Source organism: Acinetobacter legionensis, assembly GCF_048552295.1.
Lineage (GTDB): Bacteria > Pseudomonadota > Gammaproteobacteria > Pseudomonadales > Moraxellaceae > Acinetobacter.
In genome coordinates this window covers 12,210-33,121 of the sequence record NZ_JBIMCW010000035.1, presented here as the reverse complement: position 1 = coordinate 33,121, position 20,912 = coordinate 12,210, and the positions used below count along the sequence as shown (strand labels likewise).

General features: G+C 40.9%; 17 protein-coding genes and 1 pseudogene. 2 read left to right on the top strand and 16 right to left on the bottom strand.

Translation table 11 applies throughout. From position 1 onward, the window contains the following. Positions 1 to 2: 2 nt before the first annotated feature. The 7 genes and pseudogenes from ACG916_RS19275 to nirB all read right to left on the bottom strand — a co-directional run. Positions 3 to 701, bottom strand: coding sequence for a molybdenum cofactor biosynthesis protein MoaE (locus ACG916_RS19275; protein ID WP_419328462.1), 699 nt, complete (start codon positions 699 to 701; stop codon positions 3 to 5). Position 702: 1 nt separating this feature from the next. Beyond that, a complete protein-coding gene (locus tag ACG916_RS19270) occupies positions 703 to 1,014 on the bottom strand; it encodes a MoaD/ThiS family protein (protein WP_419328460.1) in 312 nt (103 codons plus the stop codon). 1 nt (position 1,015) lies between these two features. Beyond that, the gene (gene moaA, locus ACG916_RS19265) at positions 1,016 to 2,125 is read right to left on the bottom strand and encodes a GTP 3',8-cyclase MoaA (protein ID WP_336952618.1); all 1,110 of its coding nucleotides are present in this window, start codon (positions 2,123 to 2,125) and stop codon (positions 1,016 to 1,018) included. A 186-nt stretch (positions 2,126 to 2,311) separates the two neighbouring features. Continuing rightward, positions 2,312 to 2,947 carry a molybdenum cofactor guanylyltransferase gene (gene mobA / locus ACG916_RS19260; RefSeq protein ID WP_336952620.1) on the bottom strand — a complete coding sequence of 212 codons (636 nt, stop codon included), beginning with the start codon at positions 2,945 to 2,947 and terminating at the stop codon, positions 2,312 to 2,314. Then, complete coding sequence (locus tag ACG916_RS19255; RefSeq protein ID WP_419328459.1) at positions 2,944 to 5,739, bottom strand: molybdopterin-dependent oxidoreductase; 2,796 nt, start codon at positions 5,737 to 5,739, stop codon at positions 2,944 to 2,946. Before ACG916_RS19255 ends, mobA begins: the two co-directional genes overlap by 4 nt. A 94-nt stretch (positions 5,740 to 5,833) precedes the next feature. Then, complete coding sequence (nirD, locus tag ACG916_RS19250; protein WP_419328457.1) at positions 5,834 to 7,459, bottom strand: nitrite reductase small subunit NirD; 1,626 nt, start codon at positions 7,457 to 7,459, stop codon at positions 5,834 to 5,836. A gap of 99 nt (positions 7,460 to 7,558) precedes the next feature. Then, positions 7,559 to 9,997, bottom strand: a pseudogene (gene nirB / locus ACG916_RS19245) (nitrite reductase large subunit NirB); the annotation flags it as partial. A 360-nt stretch (positions 9,998 to 10,357) separates the two neighbouring features. On the opposite strand from nirB, the gene ACG916_RS19240 reads away from it, so the two are divergent. Both ACG916_RS19240 and ACG916_RS19235 read left to right on the top strand, forming a co-directional pair. Then, positions 10,358 to 10,945 carry an ANTAR domain-containing response regulator gene (locus ACG916_RS19240; protein WP_419328451.1) on the top strand — a complete coding sequence of 196 codons (588 nt, stop codon included), beginning with the start codon at positions 10,358 to 10,360 and terminating at the stop codon, positions 10,943 to 10,945. 3 nt (positions 10,946 to 10,948) lie between these two features. Next, the gene (locus ACG916_RS19235) at positions 10,949 to 11,941 is read left to right on the top strand and encodes an ABC transporter substrate-binding protein (protein ID WP_419328449.1); all 993 of its coding nucleotides are present in this window, start codon (positions 10,949 to 10,951) and stop codon (positions 11,939 to 11,941) included. A gap of 113 nt (positions 11,942 to 12,054) precedes the next feature. On the opposite strand, the gene ACG916_RS19230 is transcribed toward ACG916_RS19235, so the two are convergent. From ACG916_RS19230 to ACG916_RS19190, 9 genes are read right to left on the bottom strand one after another with little or no spacing between them, the layout of a single operon-like run. Then, positions 12,055 to 12,489, bottom strand: coding sequence for an excinuclease (locus ACG916_RS19230; protein ID WP_105713037.1), 435 nt, complete (start codon positions 12,487 to 12,489; stop codon positions 12,055 to 12,057). 15 nt (positions 12,490 to 12,504) lie between these two features. Next, entirely contained in the window at positions 12,505 to 13,725 is a 1,221-nt protein-coding gene (locus ACG916_RS19225; RefSeq protein WP_419328447.1) for a beta-ketoacyl-ACP synthase, read from the bottom strand. After that, positions 13,725 to 14,450, bottom strand: a complete 726-nt coding sequence (locus ACG916_RS19220; protein WP_004722179.1) for a 3-ketoacyl-ACP reductase FabG2 — start codon at positions 14,448 to 14,450, stop codon at positions 13,725 to 13,727. Before ACG916_RS19220 ends, ACG916_RS19225 begins: the two co-directional genes overlap by 1 nt. 13 nt (positions 14,451 to 14,463) lie before the next feature. After that, positions 14,464 to 14,889, bottom strand: coding sequence for a hotdog family protein (locus tag ACG916_RS19215; RefSeq protein WP_353159987.1), 426 nt, complete (start codon positions 14,887 to 14,889; stop codon positions 14,464 to 14,466). Continuing rightward, positions 14,886 to 16,100, bottom strand: a complete 1,215-nt coding sequence (locus tag ACG916_RS19210) for a beta-ketoacyl-[acyl-carrier-protein] synthase family protein (RefSeq protein ID WP_419328446.1) — start codon at positions 16,098 to 16,100, stop codon at positions 14,886 to 14,888. The genes ACG916_RS19215 and ACG916_RS19210 overlap by 4 nt, the downstream gene beginning before the upstream one ends. Then, entirely contained in the window at positions 16,084 to 16,680 is a 597-nt protein-coding gene (locus ACG916_RS19205; RefSeq protein ID WP_419328445.1) for a DUF3261 domain-containing protein, read from the bottom strand. Before ACG916_RS19205 ends, ACG916_RS19210 begins: the two co-directional genes overlap by 17 nt. Then, complete coding sequence (locus ACG916_RS19200; RefSeq protein ID WP_419328443.1) at positions 16,680 to 17,984, bottom strand: NAD(P)/FAD-dependent oxidoreductase; 1,305 nt, start codon at positions 17,982 to 17,984, stop codon at positions 16,680 to 16,682. The genes ACG916_RS19205 and ACG916_RS19200 overlap by 1 nt, the downstream gene beginning before the upstream one ends. Positions 17,985 to 17,993: 9 nt before the next feature. After that, complete coding sequence (locus tag ACG916_RS19195; RefSeq protein ID WP_419328441.1) at positions 17,994 to 20,324, bottom strand: MMPL family transporter; 2,331 nt, start codon at positions 20,322 to 20,324, stop codon at positions 17,994 to 17,996. Further along, the gene (locus ACG916_RS19190; RefSeq protein WP_327858712.1) at positions 20,299 to 20,898 is read right to left on the bottom strand and encodes a LolA family protein; all 600 of its coding nucleotides are present in this window, start codon (positions 20,896 to 20,898) and stop codon (positions 20,299 to 20,301) included. The genes ACG916_RS19195 and ACG916_RS19190 overlap by 26 nt, the downstream gene beginning before the upstream one ends. Between the last annotated feature and the right edge of the window lie 14 nt (positions 20,899 to 20,912).

Below are 20,912 nucleotides of genomic sequence, written 5' to 3'. Positions count from 1 at the left end.
GTTTACATATGCCATTGGTAAATCGTCTGTTCACACTGGTTGCTCAGCAACATTTTCTGTTTTGCATCATGTTGTAGATTGTTCTGTGCTGTATGTCTGTGCTGTGAATCTTGGTAATGGGAATGACTTGGTAAAGAATGATGATGCTGCGCGGCTCCATGCCTATGCTCAAAATCGCGCCCACAACTATGCTCAGAATCATGTTGACTCAATGAATCCGTTTGTGTGGCTGTATCCTGTTCAACATAATCTTTCCGAATACAGCACCCAGCAACATATTGGCTACTACCATCTAAATAAAACTCCTCTTTCCATACAGGAACTTCGTGTTTTACTCGTTCTACCGCTTCTTCACATGCGGCAAAGGCTTCACGTCGATGTGCTGCATAAGCAATCGCAATAATGGCTTTTTCGCCGATATTTAAGGTACCAATACGATGAATCACCCGTACATAAGCCACAGCGAATTTCTGTTGAATCTCTTGCTCAATTTGACGAATCATTTTTTCTGAAACCGGCGCATAGCTCGTATATTTCAATGCTTTCACCGCTTTGCCTTCATGGTGATTACGTACTGTTCCAATAAAGATGCCAATACCACCGCATTCAGGAAAGTGTAGGATCGGATCAAAACTCTCCTGAGTTAAAGGAGTATCCTGAATCCTATTAAATTGCTTGAGTGTAGAATCAAATGTACTCATCTCAACCTCCTGCAACCGGTGACAGTAAAACAACTGTACTATCAGATGTTAATAGGGTCTGACGCGGAATAATGTCTTCCCCCATTGCACATGCACAGTGTTGAATCATTTTTCCTGCGTCTGGATATGCACGCACCACGTATTCTAAAACATCAGAAATGAGCATGTTTGACTCACATTGCAGGATTAAATCTGCTGGCAATACACGTTCAATTGCACCAAAGCATTCAATTTTTACCGTCATCTGCTGCGGTATATTCTTCAGTTGATTAACATTATTTGGCGTATTTAGAATTTTAAATGGATCTGACATATTATCCTCCAATCATATACATACTGATTTTTCGAGATGACGAATGTTTTGAATTTAGCTGTTGATGAATCTCATTAAAGCCTTGCTTTTTCTGCCAAATATAATCAGACAAAGTATCTTGTAATTGTCTGGGTTGCGGTAATTCTAGATTTATTGGCGAATATACAACTGCATTTGGTGAGTGACTTTGAACAAACTGAGTCTCAGCGAAATAATGTGAATCATGGTGCAATGCCTGAATTTGTGTTTTCAGGCTAATTCCCTTTGGAGCAAATAGGCAGTTATAAAAATCACCTTGTGCTGTTAACCGTATACGGTCACAAGTGCCACAAAATGAATTGGTTATGGTCGAAATGATGCCAATAGGATAATCATTAATAAAATACTGTCGTGCAGGCTCGGAAGATTGTCCTTGTTGTAAAGTGACAGTAAAGTCTTGCTTTAATTGCTCTAAAATTTCCTGCTCAGTGACAATATCGGCTTGCGTCCAAAGCCCCTCTCCATCTAAAGGCATAAACTCGATAAAACGCATTGTAAGATGCTGTTGAATGGACCAATGTGCTAAGGGTAAAACCTGATCATCATTGATTCCTTTGATCAATACAGCATTGATCTTGATTTTAAAACCTGCCTGCTGTGCTGCTGTAATGCCTTCTAATACTGGTTGTAACTCTTTTTGAGTCAAGGCCTTAAATTGTGCTTTATCTAAACTGTCCAAACTAATATTCAAATCATCTAAACCCGCTTGTTTTAACTGGGTTGCGTATTGTTTAAGGTAGTGTGCGTTGCTAGTCATTGAGATCCGTTTTAGGCCCAGTTTTTTTAATTTTTGTAGTTGATCAATGAAATGCACCACACCTTTACGCATTAATGGTTCGCCACCAGTGATTCGAATCTGCTCAATCCCATGTCGCACCATAAACTCGCAAAAAATATACAGTTCTTCAAAACTGAGTAAATTATGCTTTTTGATCCATTCTGGATGTTCAGGCATACAATAGACACACTTAAAATTACAGCGATCTGTCACTGAAATTCTGAGTTTGCGCTTAGTGCGACCATATTGATCGACAAAGGCGGCACCCTCTTCGTATTGTGTCATTGCATTCATATACACATCCCAAGCACTATTTAAGTTCAAGATTTTTTAATACTTAAAATCTGCGCTATTTTATTGACATTGAAATTGCAAAAAGTGTTCCAACTTTGATCATCTACAGCTAAATGTGAGCTAAAACCGATTTGACCTCTATTAAAAATGCCGAGATTTGCAAAAAATTAAGCAAAACTAAGCCAGTCAATTTAAAAACTTGAGCTGTTGGTATTGTTGTAATTCATCCAAAGAATTGATGCTGTGGAAAAACAGTGCATGATTCTCAAATAATGCTTCCTGAGCGTGCAAATCAGAAAAACATATCTTTAAACTGCGCTGTCCTTGTTCAAGATGAGTACAGATTCGATTGAAAGCGCTCCGTTTTAATAAACAAAATGGATATAACGCTTTACCATTGATATTGACGTAAGCCACTTCTGCCAAAGGATGACTCGCTAAAGTGACATGTAAGCGTTCAATGACCTCAGGTGGAATAAATGTCACATCACAGGGCACAAAAAGTACATAGTCAGATTCAACATAAGACCAAGCACTTTTAATTCCCATCAAAGGACCATAAAAGCCAGTTTCATCATCTTGATAGCAATACAAACTTGGAATAAGCTTCTGATAAATTGAATAATCGCGATGACTATTGACCCAGACCTGTGATACTCGGTTTTTTAATTGTTGATGGATCTTGATGAGTTGAATTTGATCATCAAACTTCTGTAACAGTTTATTGATCCCATTCATACGTCGCGCCTGACCACCAGCGAGAATCACAAGATCAGTTTGTGGATATTGCTTAGCTTTCTTGGGTTTTATAATTCTTTTCATAGAGTAAGCTCCGCTTGACAGGCTTTAATCAATCCGCGAATTTCAGGTAGACATGAACCGCAATTACCACCTGCTTTTAAACATGCAGTCACTTGTTTTTCATGATTGATATTGTTTTGTTTAATGGTTTCAATAATTCGATTTTTGCCTACCTTAAAGCAACTACATACCAATGGCCCCTCACTATCGCCTATTGACATGACTTGTCCAGCAAGTAAGGCTTTACGATGCATCGCACTTAAACGATCACGTTTAAACAAACTTGCGACCCAATCACGATCTGGTAATAATGCTTTAGGTGCGATATATAAACTTGCAATAAGGCGCCCCTCTTTTAGCACTACACTATGGCTGATATGTGCAGTTTGATCTTCCAAGTTAAGCCATTCAAAACTTTCATCGTCAAAGGGTAAAAGTTGCTTGAGATTTTGGGTGGTGTGGGTAAAACGACGACGATCTGCCAATTCATACCGCACTGCTTTGGCAGTCTGAATTTTTGTCCACCACACCGTATTTTCAATGCTATTTTTAACAATGTGTTCAAAGCCTTCACGAACATAAAATACCCCTTGCCACTGGGTATAAAATGGCTGAATCAACACAGGGGTATGTTTGAATTCTGGCTCCCCTGAGATTGCGTCCACCACTGGATTGACCACTTTGCCAATACGTGCATCCGAAGCATATTGATCATTCCAATGAATCGGGGCGAAAATTTGTCCACGGCGGATATTGTCACTGAGTACAGCACGCAAGACACAATTGCCCCAATCCGATTTGATTTCGACCAATTCGCCTTCTTTCAAGCCATACTTCAATGCATCATTGGGGTGAATTTCACAAAAGGGTTCTGCTTTATGGGTGCTTAAATTGGCAGATAAACCTGTGCGAGTCATAGTGTGCCACTGATCTCGAATCCGTCCTGTATTGAGAATTAAAGGATATTCAGCAGTGCTTTGATGGACTGGATCTATCGCCATTGTGGCAATAAATTTAGCTTTGCCATCTGCATGACTAAATTGTCCCTGTGAAAACAATTGTGCGAATGCATGTTCAGTCTGATTGCGCATGATCACAGGCCATTGAATGGGTTCCAATTGATCATATTCATCTAATGAAAGATCAGTTAAACCTTGTAAATTGAAGTAACGAAAGCTTTGGGTATTTGATCGCGCATTAATCTCTGCGTTATGATACGCAGATAACAGAGCATGTTCTTTAAAAATCTCGTGGCTATTTGCAAAATCAAAGCCAGTAAATCCGAGCTTTTGAGCCACTTGTGCCACAGCCCACCAATCCGCTTTGGCCTGCTCAGGCGGGTCTAAAAAAGCACGTTGTCTTGAAATACGACGTTCTGAATTGGTGACCGTACCATCCTTTTCTCCCCACCCCAAGGCAGGTAAGAGCACATCGGCAAACTGAGTAGTGTCGGTATCTTTGCAAATATCGGAGACTACAACAAACTCACAGCTGTTTAAAGCACGTTTGACCTGATCGGCATTGGGGAGGCTGACTACAGGATTGGTTGCCATAATCCAAATTGCTTTAATCTTGCCACTTTCCACTGCTTCAAAAAGATCAACTGCTTTTAATCCCATATGCTTGGCAATGCTTGGACTGTTCCAAAAATTTTGTACAAGCTGTTGATGTTGTTGATTGTCTAAGTCCATGTGTGCTGCCAGCATATTGGCAAGCCCACCCACTTCACGTCCGCCCATTGCATTGGGTTGTCCTGTCATAGAGAATGGAGCTGCACCCAACTTTCCAATTTTGCCCGTCAACAAATGACAATTGATGATGCTATTGGCTTTGTCCACGCCACGTGAAGACTGGTTTACCCCCATTGAAAATAGGGTCATGACTTTTTCAGTTTGGGCAAACTTTTCAAAAAAGAGTTGAAGTTTTTCTAGCGAAATTCCTGTTTTCACTGCAACATCTTGGATATCTGTTTCAGCTTGCGAACTTTTTAGTGCCGTATCTAGCCCTTGAGTATGTTCCTCAATAAATGCGCTATCCGCATAGTTATGTTGATGTAAATATTGTAATAGCCCATTAAACAAGCAAACATCTTGACCCATTAGAATAGGCAAATGTAAATCAGCTGCTTCACATGTAGCCGTAAAGCGTGGATCAATCACCACCACAAATAAATCACTTTGCTTTTGTTGTCTTAATTCTTTGGCTTGCATGATGCGTTGATACATCACGGGATGACACCATGCTGTATTTGAACCGACCAAAATCACCATGTCAGTATGTTCAAAATCGTCATAACTTGCAGGTACCAAATCCTCACCAAAAGCACGCTTGTGTGCAGCAACTGCCGAAGACATACACAATCTTGAATTGGTATCGATATTGGCTGTACCCAAATAGCCTTTAACGAATTTATTTACCACATAATAGTCTTCTGTCAACAACTGACCAGAAACATAAAATGCGACACTGTCACGACCATATTGCTCGATATAGTGTTGGAATTTATTGGCGATTAAACCTGTAGCGCTATCCCAATCTGTAACTTGCTGATGGGGATGACGTCCAAGCATCGGCTGTAAAACACGTGTGCCCAACCCCAGCGTATCAGCCAAATTACTGCCTTTAATACACAGTTTTCCGTAATTCGAGGGATGCTTAACATCGCCAACCACAGAAACTTTTTGTCCTAGCGTAGTGTCTTGCACTGTTGCTGTGACACCACAGCCTACACCACAGTAAGGACAAGTGGTTTGTGTGCTTGTGATCTTATATTCTGTGGAGCTCGGCAGTTCCATTACAGGGATACTATTCATTGCTGCTGTGCTCCTCAATGCTATACATTCACTTGAATATGGCTTTCATTTAATCTTCCCCTCCTTTTAAGATGAAGGGGTTAAGCGATATAAATCAGTCTGCTTTTTTTAATGCAAAATCCCGACCAAATAACAATTTATTGCGAATCGAAGAAATTGGGGTTTGATCAGCAATCAATTCAGCGTACCAAGTGCCATCCTCTGTATCACCAAACAGGACCGCACCAACGACTTTATCTTTTTGAATAATAATGCGTTTGTAGATTTGACGTTTTTCATCATTCAGAATAATGTCTTCGAAATCTTCTATAGGCTGACTGTTTTCTAAATCAATACGGCCTGCTGAAAAAACATCACAACCACTGACTTTTAACTGGGTAGGAACCGTCGGTGCTTTAAAGGTCAAACTGCCGTGTTCGGCCAAATGTGATGCGCAGATAAAGGCTTGCCCCCATAAAGGTTCTACCAAACCAAACGTTTGGTTACGATGCTCAATACATTCACCCACTGCATAAATACTTGGATCATAGGTTTGCATGGTGTCATTAACCAACACACCGCGATTACAGCGTAAACCCGCACTTTGTGCCAAAGCCATATTGGGACGAATACCCACGGCAAAAACCACCAGATCTGCATCTAAAAGTGTGCCATCTTGTAACCGAACCTGGGTGACATGACCATTTTCACCAAGTAATTCTTCTGTATTGGCTTCTGTGATGATCGGAATACCTTTTTGCTCAATTGCTGTTTTCAACATTTGACTGGACTTGGCATCAAGTTGGCGATCCATAATACGATCCATCAAATGCAAAACCGTCACATTCATACCACGTTGCTTTAAACCATATGCGGCTTCTAGCCCCAATAGCCCCCCACCAATCACCACTGCATTATTTTTAGATTTACAGTAGTCGAGCATATTATTGACATCATAAATATCACGAAAGCTCAAAACGCCATCCAATGCTGCGCCTTTGACCGGTGGAATAAATGGTTTTGAACCCGTTGCTAAAATCAAACGGTCATAGCTCACCACCACACCTTTTTCGGTATAAACTTGCTTACGAGGACGGTCAATACGTAACGCAGCATCACCCGCAATAAAGCGAATATTTTTATCCGCATACCATGAATGGGGGTGCAGCATAATGTCGTCAATGGTTTTATCCCCTGATAAGACAGGCGACAGCATAATCCGGTTATAGTTCCCCCAAGGCTCCTCACCAATCACCGTCACTTCATAACGATCAGGTGCCATATCAAGCAAATCTTCCAAGCAACGCATTCCTGCCAATCCGTTCCCCACCAGAACTAAATTGATTTTTTCCTGAGCCGTACCATTATTGGTGATATAAGTTTTTTGTGGGGTTGGACTGACCCAGACACGACCATTTTCAATTTTGCTTGGAAAAACCAGTAATTTTTGATCTTTGTCTTCTAAACAACGGCCTGTTGCTAAACTAAAATGTTGCTTATAAATCGGTGATGCAACTACACGTTCACCTTGTAAATCACCAATTATTCCACGTGACATAACAAAGGCTTTGCTAAATGGGTCTTGGTTGCTCAGCGCATACACACGCTTTTCACTGCCTACCCGAAAAATAGCCACTTGTTGTTGCCCGAGCAACGCGCCTACACCAGTATTGGGCGTAATGTCTTGCAATGCACAAATATCGAGCCAGTCGAGTTCGTTCATATCTTTTAAAATGGTCATTGTGTTTGTCCTTTTAACAACGTTTATCAGCTCTTCCACAAGGCTTGTTTTAAGCTGTGGAATTGTGGAGTAAGGCCAATAAAGCAAGTATTCATATGCTTATGCTTCAACTACAGGAATACGGCTCTGATCACGTTCTGAGTCAGTTTTTGGGCGAATTTGCCCACGTACTTGAGCAAACTGAATATGTGGATCTTGCTGTTGCTCAGCTTTGGCATTAATAAAGGTCACAAAACGTTTACGGACTTCAGGATCTTCCACCGCAGTTCGCCATTCGTCTTGATAAGTACCCACCACATGGCTCATTCGGCGTTCTAGTTCAGCAGCAACTCCTAAAGAATCATGCACAACAACATCTTTTAGATAATCCAAACCACCTTCCATGTTGTCACGCCATACCGAAGTCCGTTGTAAACGATCCGCTGTTTGGATATAGAACATAAAGAAGCGGTCGATATATTGAATTAAAGTTTGCGTATCTAGGTCAGAAGCTAAAAGTTCTGCATGGCGAGGTTTCATTCCCCCATTGCCACAAACATATAAGTTCCAGCCTTTCTCAGTGGCAATCACCCCAACATCTTTGCTTTGTGCTTCGGCACACTCTCGTGTACAGCCCGAAACTGCCATTTTTAATTTATGTGGGGAACGCAAACCTTTGTAGCGATTTTCAAGGAAGATGGCTAAACCGACCGAGTCATCGACACCATAACGACACCATGTGCTCCCAACACAAGATTTAACGGTACGTAATGACTTGCCATAGGCATGACCAGACTCAAAACCAGCATTGATCAGCTTTTCCCAAATTTCTGGCAATTGATGGACTTGTGCTCCAAATAAGTCTACCCGTTGCCCACCGGTTAGCTTGGTATATAAACCATATTCTTTGGCAATCTGCCCAACTGCAATCAAACCATCTGGTGTCACTTCACCACCTGCCATACGCGGTACAACAGAATAAGAACCATCTTTTTGAATATTGCCTAGGTAGTAGTCGTTACTATCTTGCAACCCAGCATGATTTGCAGTGAGAACAAAGTCATTCCAACAAGATGCCAAGATATTGGCTACTGTCGGTTTGCAAATATCACAACCTAAACCATGCCCATGTTGTTGAATCAAATCATCAAAAGTTTTAATTTCATTGACCCGTACCAAGTGATACAACTCTTGGCGTGAGTAAGCAAAGTGTTCACAAAGATGATTATTGACCGTTACCCCTTGGCGTTGTAATTCAGATTTTAAAACTTGGGTCACTAAGGGTGCACATCCACCACATGCGGTTGCGGCTTTGGTACATTTTTTTAACGCACCTAATGAGGTCGAACCCTCGGCAATGGCACTACAAATATCTGCTTTAGACACGTTATTACATGAACAAATCGTGGCACTGTCTGGCAATAAATCTACACCACTACTTCCCGCTTTTGCCGTAGATTGTGCATAGCCTGGCATGATTAAACTTTCTGGATTTTCTGGTATCGCTAAGCCATTCAACATCATTTGCAATAAGTCGTTATATTCTTTGGCACAACCAACCAGTACCGCACCAAGTAATTGGGTTTTCTCTGCATTGACCACGATCTTTTTATAGACCATTGCATCCTCATCAGCATAGAAATAGCTCAATGCATTTGCAGTCATGGCATGCGCATCGCCTACCGATGCCACATCGACACCCATCAGTTTTAACTTGGTGCTCATGTCTGCGCCAGCAAATGTGGGGCAACTTTGTTGCATCACATGTTTTGCTGCAATCCTTGCCATGTCATAACCGGGTGCAACTAAACCATAGATTTTATTGTTCCATAATGCACATTCACCAATCGCATAAATATCTGCATCGGAGGTTTGGCAGTAATCATTAATCGCGATACCGCCACGTTCACCTAACGCTAAGCCACATTGGCGGGCCAACTCATCACGCGGGCGAATCCCTGCAGAAAATAGAATAATATCTGTTTCAAGTTCTGAACCATCCGCAAACTTCATCACATGGGTGCTATTCACGCCATCTTCTATCGATGAAGTGGCCTTTTGCGTGTGAACCTTTACCCCTAAATTTTCAATTTTGGACCGTAAAACTTTCCCGCCCAAATCATCAATTTGTACTGCCATTAAACGAGGTGCAAATTCAACGACATGGGTTTCTAAGTCTAAATCACGAAGTGCTTTCGCGGCTTCTAAACCGAGTAACCCCCCCCCAATCACCACACCAGATTTTGCAGATAGACTTGCTGCCCGTATTGCATCTAAATCATCAATGGTACGGTAAACAAAACAGTTTTTACGATCATGCCCCGAAATTGGTGGAACAAAAGCATAGGAACCCGTCGCAAGCACCAATTTGTCATACTTGATCACATCGCCATGATCGGTGGTGATGCATTTATGGATGGTATCAAGATGAGTGGCTTTGGTATTTAAACGCAGGTCAATTCCATAAGCATCTGCAAAGTCCGCACGACAAAGAGTTAAATCTTTGACAGATTTACCTGTGAAATATTCAGTCAAATGTACCCGATCATAGGCCAAACGGGACGTCGTTGGCCGTCTTACAAATTTTGAAAGTCTTCATTGACTTGATTTAAACTATGCATAGTTCATGCCAGTTTAATATTTCTAAATATCTAATTTTTTATTTTGCTTGAATACTCAGTACTTATGATTGAATAGTTGTACCTTTATCCTGTGATACACGTTCATGCTTTTTATCCGCACGGATAAAATGTAAATCATAAAACTGCATGTTTAGAAGGCAAATTGCGTCAATAAAGTGCATCAATTTTCTTTAACATTCTGTGACTATGCTTTAAAACAGCACTATTCATGCGAAATATTGGCATCTAAATTGCTTATATGCTGAAAGTTCATGTCAGGACATACTTGAGTAGCGACATGCCAAAATTAAGAATTGCCTTGATCGATGATGATATAGAGCGGGCATCTTTTATCAAATCCTCTTTGATCGAACATGATTTCGAGGTGGTCGCATGTCTGATGATTGACCATTTAAATAGTACCGATCTTCATCACTTATATGCTGATGTGATTTTGCTGGATATGGACCATCCACATCGAGATATTATTGAAAGCTGTGTAAGTCAGTTTGATTTACCCACTGTGCTTTTCACTAAAAACTCGCAAAAAGACACCATCAAAAGTGCTATTGAAGCGGGTGTAACCGCCTATATTGTTGATGGGATTGATCCTGAAAAACTGGAAAGTATTTTAGAAATTTCGATTGAGCAATTTAAAAAACATAAAAAGCTCTTAAAAGATCTCAATGAAACCAAATGCAAACTTGCTGACCGTAAAGATATTGAAAAAGCCAAAGTGATGCTGATGCAGATGCATCAAATTGAAGAAGAACAAGCTTTCAGTTTGTTACGAAAAAACGCCATGAGTCACCGTATCACCATGGGGGAAATGGCAAGAAAGTTAATCGATGCTCAAGCCTTGCTCCAAGCAAATTTCAAGGAATAAACAATGAACACACTTGAAACCACGGACATTGAATTAGGCTATATTCCTTTGCTGGATTGCACTGCAATACTTTGGGCACAACATCAAGGTTATTTTACTGAGCAAGGTCTGAAGGTTAGGTTGGTGAAAGAGCCTTCTTGGGCCAGTTTACGTGATCGTTTAGCTTTTGGCATTTTAGATGCCGCACATTGTCTTTCTGCCATGCTTCCCGCTGCTGCGACAGGCAATGATCAGCTGGGTATTCCCTTACAAACCTCATTGGTGTTGAGCACCAATCGTGCATTTATCAGCTTGAGCCAAAAACTCTGCTATGAGTTAAAAATTCACACGCAAGATACTGCGCAAGCGTCAGCAGTGAAAGTAGTTCAAGCCTTAAAACAAGGCGACAAAATACAACTGGCCCATGTATTTAAACAGTCCATCCACCATTATTGTTTAAGAGAGTGGTTGGCTTTGGCAGATCCAGACTTGGCAAAAAAATACCAACCCTCCACACTGCCCCCTTCCTATATGGTGGATGCGATTTCATCACAACTCATTGATGGATTTTGTGTCGGTGAACCGTGGAATATCCAATCGCAGATTGAAGGTTATAGTTATGTAATTGCTGAGAGTAAACAGATTATTCCTGAAGTGGCGGATAAAGTTTTAGCCACCACCCATGAATGGGCAAACAAGCATCCGAATACGTTAAATGCATTGCAGACGGCGATTCAAAAGGCACAACATGATTTAAGCACCTTGCAATCACTACAACCCATATGGCATATGCTAGAAGTGAGTGACATCATCCGTTTCAATTGTTCTCATCTAGTGCATACCTATGCGTTTCATAAAATACAAAATATTATTCGCTCTTTTGGTACACAGGACCGACCAAAACCAGATGATTTTGAATGGATTATTCAACAAATGTGCAAATGGGATAACTTAGAACTGGATACGGCACAAATCAAAAAAATTTCGACACAATGCACGGGACATTTAATTGAATAGGCTAATGAAATTTTTAATCGTTAAATATTATTTTTTTTAATAGATTCAAAAGTATGAGCCAATATCCATATCTTATTCTAAAAGATTACTAGACATTGGCACATGTTTACAGCTTAGAATTTAACGATATCGCCTTTTAAAGCCACACTCGCAAGTGCTGTACCTTTATAACATTGATATGTGGTGGTGTTTTTTGATTCATTTGCTTTGAAATAGCTCACAATATTGGTCACTGCATTAGCACCTTTATCTTTTGCTGCGCTTTGCAATTGGATTAATGCTGAACGTAATACATGATCACAAGCCTTTTCCGCAGACTTTCCAAAACCATTGGTTTTTTTATTGCTAACAACCGCTTTTTCTAAAACTTGACCGCCAGATTTAGTTCCAGCAAGATAAAATTTTACGGATCCATCTAAAAATCCATCAGCCACAGCTCGATCTACAGCTTCTTTAAAATTGAGATTATGGACAGTGTCCGCAGCTTGTGCAGAGACGATTCCACCAAAGCATAAAGTTGAAACAACAACCAAGTGTTTAAATGACATCGTTTTTTTCCTCTTTTAAGTATGTTTTAAAATAATGGAGGTGTTGATCCCTCCGAATGCAAAATTATTGGTCATGATGGTTTTTGCATTCATATCTCGTGGCTCTCGCACGATATAATCCAAATCACCACATAATGGGTCAATTTCATCCAAATTTAAAGTATGGATAAACTGTTGGCGTTGCAGCATTTCTATACTCAGCCAAGCTTCGATTGCACCACATGCACCAAGAGTATGTCCAAAATAACTTTTTAATGAGCTGATCGGTTTTTTACCAAATATACGTGCAGTGGCTTGAGTTTCTGCAACATCGCCTTGATCTGTCGAAGTCCCATGTGCGTTAATATAATCAATCTCTTGCGCAGAAATTGCGGCATCTTTAAGTGCCATGCGCATACATCTTTCCATCATTTCTGAATTTGGACGAGTGACATGCTCACCATCCGTATTGCTGGCATAACCGATGACTTCTGCATAGATTGTTGCACCACGTGCCAGTGCATGTTCATATTCTTCTAGCACTAAACAGCCAGCACCTTCACCAATTACCAAACCATCACGATCTTTATCAAATGGACGTGGTGTTTTTTCAGGTGTATCGTTCATCCCACTGGTGGCTAACAACACATCAAATACTGCTGAACCTGTCGCGCTGAGTTCCTCAGCACCACCCGCAAGCATCAGCTTTTGTTTACCTAATTTAATCGCTTCAAATGCCTGTCCGATGGCCATTGAACCTGAAGTACAGGCACTTGATGTGGGTAAGGTTAAACCTTTTAAACCAAAATAAACCGTCATATTCACAGCGCTGGTATGTGACATCATTCGGATATACGTGGTCGCGTTTAACTGACTCATGTCGTTGTCTATGAGCATTTTCCCAAACTCTTTGACTGCATCGACACTCCCCGCAGAGGAGCCAAAAGCAACCCCAGCATCGCCACTTTTCAAAATAGGATGATCGATCAAGCCTGCATCTGCCAATGCTTTTTCAGCACAAATCACCGACATCAATGCAACTCGTCCCATACCTCGTGTCACTTTACGATTAAAATGTTTAGGGATATCAAAGTGCGCTACTGGGCCTGCAATTTTGCAACGTAGATCGGTATAAATATCCCAATCAGGCATCACACGAATGCCATTTTTTGACGCTTGGAATTGGGCAAAAACTTCATCTGCCGTTTCACCCAGTGAAGTGATTCCCGACATTCCCGTCACAACAACACGTTTCATTAAATCAGTCCCCCATTCACCGAAATCACTTGCCGAGTAATATAACTTGCGTGATCAGAACAGAGAAAGTTCACCGTATGCGCCACTTCATCGACCTGTCCCATACGTTGTAATGGAATCATTTTTAAAGCATGTTCTTTTACTTCTTCTGTGACCATTTCCGTTTCAATCAATCCCGGTGCAACGCAATTCACCGTAATTTTTCTTTTTGCCAGTTCTAAAGCCAAAGCTTTGGTCGCACCAATCAATCCCGCTTTTGCCGCACTATAATTGACTTGACCACGATTCCCCATAATGCCAGAAACAGAAGAAAGCGTCACAATACGCCCGCCTTGTTTTAGGCGAATCATCGGCATCACTAAAGGTTTTAATACATTATAAAAACCATCCAATGAGGTTGAAATTACTTCATCCCAGTCATTGTCGGTTAAAGCTGGAAATGCACCATCATGGGTTAAACCTGCATTTAGCACCACACCATAAAATGCACCATAAAGCTCGATATCTTGTTCCAGTATCTGTCGGGTGTTTTCACGTTGTGTGACATCAAAAAGTAGCGCATAACTGTTTTGCCCCAAAGCTTGGATTTCTGCGACCACTTGCTCAGCATCAGCACGTCTAGAACGTGCATGCACAACCACATCAAAACCAGATTTTGCTAAAGCTAAAGCAATTGCTTTGCCAATCCCTCGACTAGATCCCGTCACTAATATTCTTCTCGACACACTTAATTCCTACTTATTGCTCAGCTTTCACAGGTGGTTCATAAACACTTAAAACTGCGCTAATTTTATGTTCGTCATAGCTTATTTCACAAGAGAATTGTGCCAAGCCTTCATGTAAATATTGTTGTTCAGCCCGAATGGTCAATGTTTTACCAAATTCAAAATAAGCCAAAGGTAAATTTAATTTGCGTGTTCCCAGCAAATAGCCGATTTGTGGCGCTTGCCCCGTTTTTTGTCCTTTTGCACCAGCAAAGGCACTAATCGTTTGTGCCATGAGTTCAATACTACTCCAAGTCGGCAAACCATGTTCATCACTAAACATCAATTCAGGTGTAATGGTTAGGTTGGCAAGTGCAAAATTCTCGCCTAACTCAAGCAGTTGATCAACAAAAACCATCGGTTTTTCATGCGGAATAAATTGAATAGCATCTAAACTCATCTGATTTCAGTTCCAAAAATAAGGCTGACATTACTACCGCCAAAGGCAAATGAATTACTCATCACAAAACGCACAGAATCAGATTGAGCAGTTTGAGTTGAATCATCCTGTTCAACGTAATGCTGATCATCCAATTCAGGATCAATCACGCCATTTTGATGAAGAGGCAACCAGTTTTGATCTTTAAGCACTTGCGTACAAATATAGGCTTCCAACGCACCCGCAGCACCCAAGCAATGTCCGGTTTTATGCTTAGTGCTACTTAATGGAACAGCATAGTTGTGAAAGACCTGTCGGACTGCTTTAATTTCCATATCATCATTGTGCGTGGTTGCGGTGCCATGCAAATTAAGGTATTGAATATCTGAAGCTTTTAACTGTGCCTGATCCAGTGCTTTTTGCATTGCAGTTGCAGCACCTTTGCCTTCTGGATGCGGTGCAGAAATATGCCATGCGTCCATAGATTCCCCCGCAGAAATCAACATGACCGGTGCTCGTTCTTTACTGAGTAAAAACAAGCTTGCGGCCTCACCAATATTGATCCCATCCCGCTGATATCCACATGGGCTACAGATACCTACACTCAAATTTTCCAAGCTGTTAAAACCATTTAAGGTCAGTTTAGCGAGGGTATCTACTCCACCCACCAATACAGCATCGGCAAGCCCTGCATTAAGCAACCGTTGCCCGCTGGCAAAAGCTTTGGCACTTGAAGAACAGGCCGTAGAAATCGTATACGCAAGACCATCCCAGCCCAAATAGATTTGCAAAGCTTTGGCGAGATTACCCATTTCCTGTTTTTGCTGTTGAATCACGGTCTCAGTTTGGCCTTGAAAGTAGGCTTTTAATAAGGGTTCATTGTCCGAAATACCTGACGTTGAGGTCCCAACAATGATTGCAAGGCGCTTTTTATCAAACTTAGCCACATAGTCACGTAACTGAGATTCACATTGTGCAAGCGCAGTCAAGGCAAAACGTAAATTACGCGAGTCATAGTTTTGCAGCGCAACTGGAATATCGCTACATAACGGATGTGCATAAGCACCCACCCATACAGGCTGATCAAAAATCAAAGATTTATTCTGGGTTAAACTGTTTTCCAAAGAGGTCAATTGTGCCTTGACCTGCTCAGGATGATCACCTAAAGCAGATAAACTGGCTGAACAATGAATGCCTACAGCGGGATGGTTTAAATCAATCTTTTTTGTCATTTTTTTGCAGATCTTCCACTTCACTTTGCTCTAATGAATTTTCTTTCAAAGTATTTTCCACAGGACTAAAGATCATTTGGTAAGGAACTTGCAGATTATCCAACTCAATATGATCAGCACGCGTTTTTATCGTTAAAACATTTTTTTGATCGATCTCAATTTCAGTCTGATCAACGTCCTGTTTCACTTTAACATTTTCTAAATGATTTTTTGCAAAATCAGGATAAGTTGCAAACAGAATATCTCGAACCACAAAATCAAAGGGTAACAAACGCATCGGTTTTATCCTTTCATGCACCTGCACTTTTTGACCATCGAAATCCAGTCTAAACAATTGCTGTCCAGTTAAGCTTAATGCAAACATTTGCAAGTTTTTTGCCTGTTGTTCTTGGTAGAGTAAAAAGCTAAAACTTTGATTTTTCCAGACGACTTCAACTTGATCTTGACGCTGATAATGCGCCAAGGCTGGATCAGCAGACCAAACCACAGGAACCAGACCTTGTGGCTGTGGATACATATTTTGACAGGCACCCAGCGCTAACAACAGACTGATGCTCATTGCTTTTAACCAAATTTGCATTATTCGCTCTCAAGTATTTTGCTCTGTTCCAGATCCTGACGACAATACTCAGCCAAGGTATTTAAGCGTTGTCGTGCATTGCGATAGATTGGATTAGTTTCATCCCAAGCATAACCCGCCAATAATGATGCAATCATACGACGGATTTTTTCATTTTGATTTTTTGAAAATACCACATCTTGAAACTCACCGTCGTACCATGCTTCTACATAAGCGCGAAATACTTTGATTCCTTTACGCAAAGGTTTTTCATATTCTTGCATCCAGTCTACTTGCCCACCTTGTAAGACTTGATCGACTAAAGGTACCGCCAAACTTGAAGACTTGAGTGCAATGGTCACCCCAGATGAAAATACAGGATCTAAAAATTCACCCGCATTGCCTAGCAAAGCAAAATTGCGCTGTGCTAAGGTTTTAACATTTGCTGAATAGCCCACCAAAGTACGGATTGGCGTATCAAACTTCATATTACGCAGAACATGCGACAAACTCGGTTCATCTGCAAGAATATCTTTAAATAAAGCCAATAAGGCTTCAGGCTCATCAGAGATATAACCATAATGATCAAAGAAATCCTGTTCAGCAACAATCCCAAATGAACAGCGACCATCCGCAAACGGAATTAACCAATACCATCCACGATGATCTTTTTCATGTACCGTAATCAGGATTTTATTTCGGTCGAATTCAGGATCATCCAATATCCCATCTTCAATATGACTAAACACCGCACGGCGTACTGGGAAATTTGAAGGGCTTTCCATATCTAGAAGTTTCGGTAAAATACGACCAAAGCCACTGGCATCCAGTAAAAATTTAGCCTGAATTTGATATATATTTTCCTGCTCATCTTTAACGGTTAATACAGGATGATCAAGCTCTACATCAACTGCAACAACCTCATGTCCAAAACGAATTTCAGCCCCATATTGTTCAGCTTGCTGTGCTAAAAGATGGTCGAAATTGGCACGTCTAATCTGCCATGTCGTTCCAGGACCTTCACTAAATTTTTGAGTAAAATCGTAGTAGCTGCGTTGATGACCACGTAAAAATGCTGCCCCATTTTTAAATTGAAATGCATATTCTTCAACATGTTCACGTACTGTTTCTAATAAGCCCGCCTCTTCTAAAAACACCATACATTGTGGCAAAAGTGATTCACCGATCGAAAAGCGAGGAAAATGCTGCTTTTCAATGATCACCACTTGATAACCTTTGTGTCGAAGCAGTGCTGCTGCGGAACTTCCCGATGGTCCTGCCCCGATGATCACCACATCTGTTTGTTGTAAATCTAAACCCTTCATGTATTCACCTTAATGTTCAGTTCTTTGACTGATTAATTGATTTTGATTTAATTTTGAGTCTGCCGGCGTAAACAGCGTGGCATAGATAAACGAAAAAATTACCCCAAAAAGGACCGTTAACCCAAAACAATGTATTGCATAGGTATGGCTTAACGCCAATAAACCGAATCCCAACAAAGTCGACATCATACAGAGAAATAATGCCATCCCGACCACATGCGGATGATCGTGCCCTTGACGGTAGAAAATGGCGTAATCCACACCAATCCCCAAGATGAGAAAAACCCCCATTACACTAAATAGATTAATCTCAACGCCCATCCATGCCTGTAATGCAAAAGTGCTCATCAACGCCAAAGTCACAGGCACCATCAAAGCGAACACCGATTTAATCCCATAGATCAGCATTAAACCGATCGCTAAGGCAATTAATGCATAGACAAAAAGATATTCAGCTTGGATACGATGGTCTTGGAATAAGCTCGATAAATTATGTACAGGGCGAACCAGCTTATTCTTCTGATCTTGCAAAGCCTCTACGGCTGTTACATCTTTTATGCCTTGAATCAAAATCAATCTTTGCTGCGGATTAACCTGTAAAAATGCCAAAGGGTGGGCAGCAAACTGATCTAAATTTAGCAATGTTTGTTGAGACAATCTTGCTTGCCAACTCAGGACATCTTTCGGATCAAGTTGCATCGCGCTTGCATATTCCACCAGTACTGATTTTGGAATTTTCTGTAGCGCTTCAACATTCTGCTGTTGCTGTTCCAGCGAAGGAATCGTTTGCCCGATTGCTTGAAACCCGTCAATTTCGCCCTGTTGTTTTAACTGAGAAAGCGCATGGATTAAGTGTTGTTCTTGCCTTGCAAGATCCTTTGCTGAATTTGCATAAATTGCAAAATAATCACTGCCCTGCGCTTGCCCAAAACGCGAACGAATATATTGATCTTCCTGCTTTAAATGTTGATCCATGCTTTGTAAATTACGTACATCATCATTACTTTTGATCAGCAGCAAACTTGATCCTGAAACCACAAAGATCACAAAAATCAACAGATAACGCTTTGTTGCGTGCGCTAAAAAATAATTACGCCATGTGCCAATAAAGCTTAATCTGCGTATTGCGGGTTCAGCATTTAAGGCAGGTAAACGCGGTAGTAATAATAGACTGGTGATCCCTGCAGCAGTTAAGCCCACCATTGAAAATACTGCAATCTGCTTAAAGCCCGGAAAAGGGGTAAAACTTAAAAATAAATAAGCCAGCAATGTGGTTGAAAGCCCGATCAACAAACTGGGTAAAATCGGCTTTAATACGGCAAATCCATTGAGATGTCGTTGCTGTGATTGCATCGCCATAAAGTAAAAGGAAAAATCGACACATACCCCAATCAGACTTGCACCAAAAACCAAAGTCATCAGATGTATTTCGGAAAATATCCAGTGGGTTACCGCAAAAGCCACCATTGAACCTGTGGCAACCGCAATAAACTCGGTCAACATCGGGCGAATAGAGCGGAAACCAAACCAGACCAAAAGCAAGACACCGATACTCGAACCCACGCCGATTGTAGAAATTTCATTCTTTGCAGATTGGGTACCAAAATGCGAAAAAACAATTGTTCCAGTCCAGTGCGGTTTCACCCCGATCTTGCTCAATTGCTGATTAACATTAGTCATCCATTGGGCAGTTTGTTCTTGATACTCAATATCATAAGGACTTTTTAAAAGTTCTAAATTAAATAGTCGAGAATAGCCTTGCTCATCAGAAATTGTGGCAAAACCATCTTGTATTTCGATATTTGAATGCTGTTGCAGGCTTGCAAGCCCCATGGCATAACGTGGAAATAATAACAATGGATCTTGTTGAAGCAAGCTTTCAGTGATTGGCATGCCCGGACTCATGATTTGCATCAAACTTTGTTCAGTCAGTGCCGCATAATCCTGTTGTTTTAAGATTGCTTGATCTTGCGAACTAATTAAGCCTGCATGATGTGCATATAAAGTCTTGGCAAAATCTTCAGTATCAACTTGCGCTTTTAATGGCTTAAACAAATTCGACTGTTGGACACCAGCCCTTAATATCTGTGTTGCTTGCTCAATTTGTTCAGATGATTTTGCATCAATCACCAAGAACACTTTATTGTTCAATTGCTCACTGACATAGTGTTCGGTTTGCTCAAGCTGTTTATCCTGCTTTACTTTTGGCAGTAAAGCAAAAATATTGGTCTGGATGTGAATGCCTTTTTGCATCCATGTAAATCCCAGCCCGATCGCAATGATGACTAAAAATATCAACCAAATTGCAGTGAGTTTATTTTGCCAATTGGAAGAGTGCATTCTCAGACGCCGATAAAGTTTGAGGTTGAGCCGTCTGCTGACTAAAATTAATAATCGTCATATTATTGGCTTGTTCAGTAATCACAATACGATTGACATAACGTCCACCTTGCGCATTCACTTTGACAAACAATTTTTTAAACAACGCACTTTTCGGGGTCAATGTGACATCCCAAGCTGATGTTGTGTAATTGGCTGCAACCACATTAAAATTTTTGGCTAAGGCTGTTTCATCGCCTGCCATTAACTGTAAAAACATGGTCGCCACTGAACCATATTGACTGTTATCAATCTCAAGTTGACTCATAGTTCTCTGGGTTTTTTGTAGCAACTTTTTTGGGGTAACAATCAAATCTGCTTGAACAGGTTTTTGAATCTGCCAAATCACCCCTTGGCTTTTGGAAAATAAAACCTGCCCATTTGAGCTAAAAGTTTTATTTAACGAGGTGAGCTTTTTTTGCTGCTCAAAATGGGCACGAACTACAGCTGTTTGGGAAAGCTGTTGAAAAATTTGCCCAACTTTAGAACTTTCCGCATAACTTGCCAATGGAAGTGCCGTCACAACCATAAACATCATACTGGTGATGA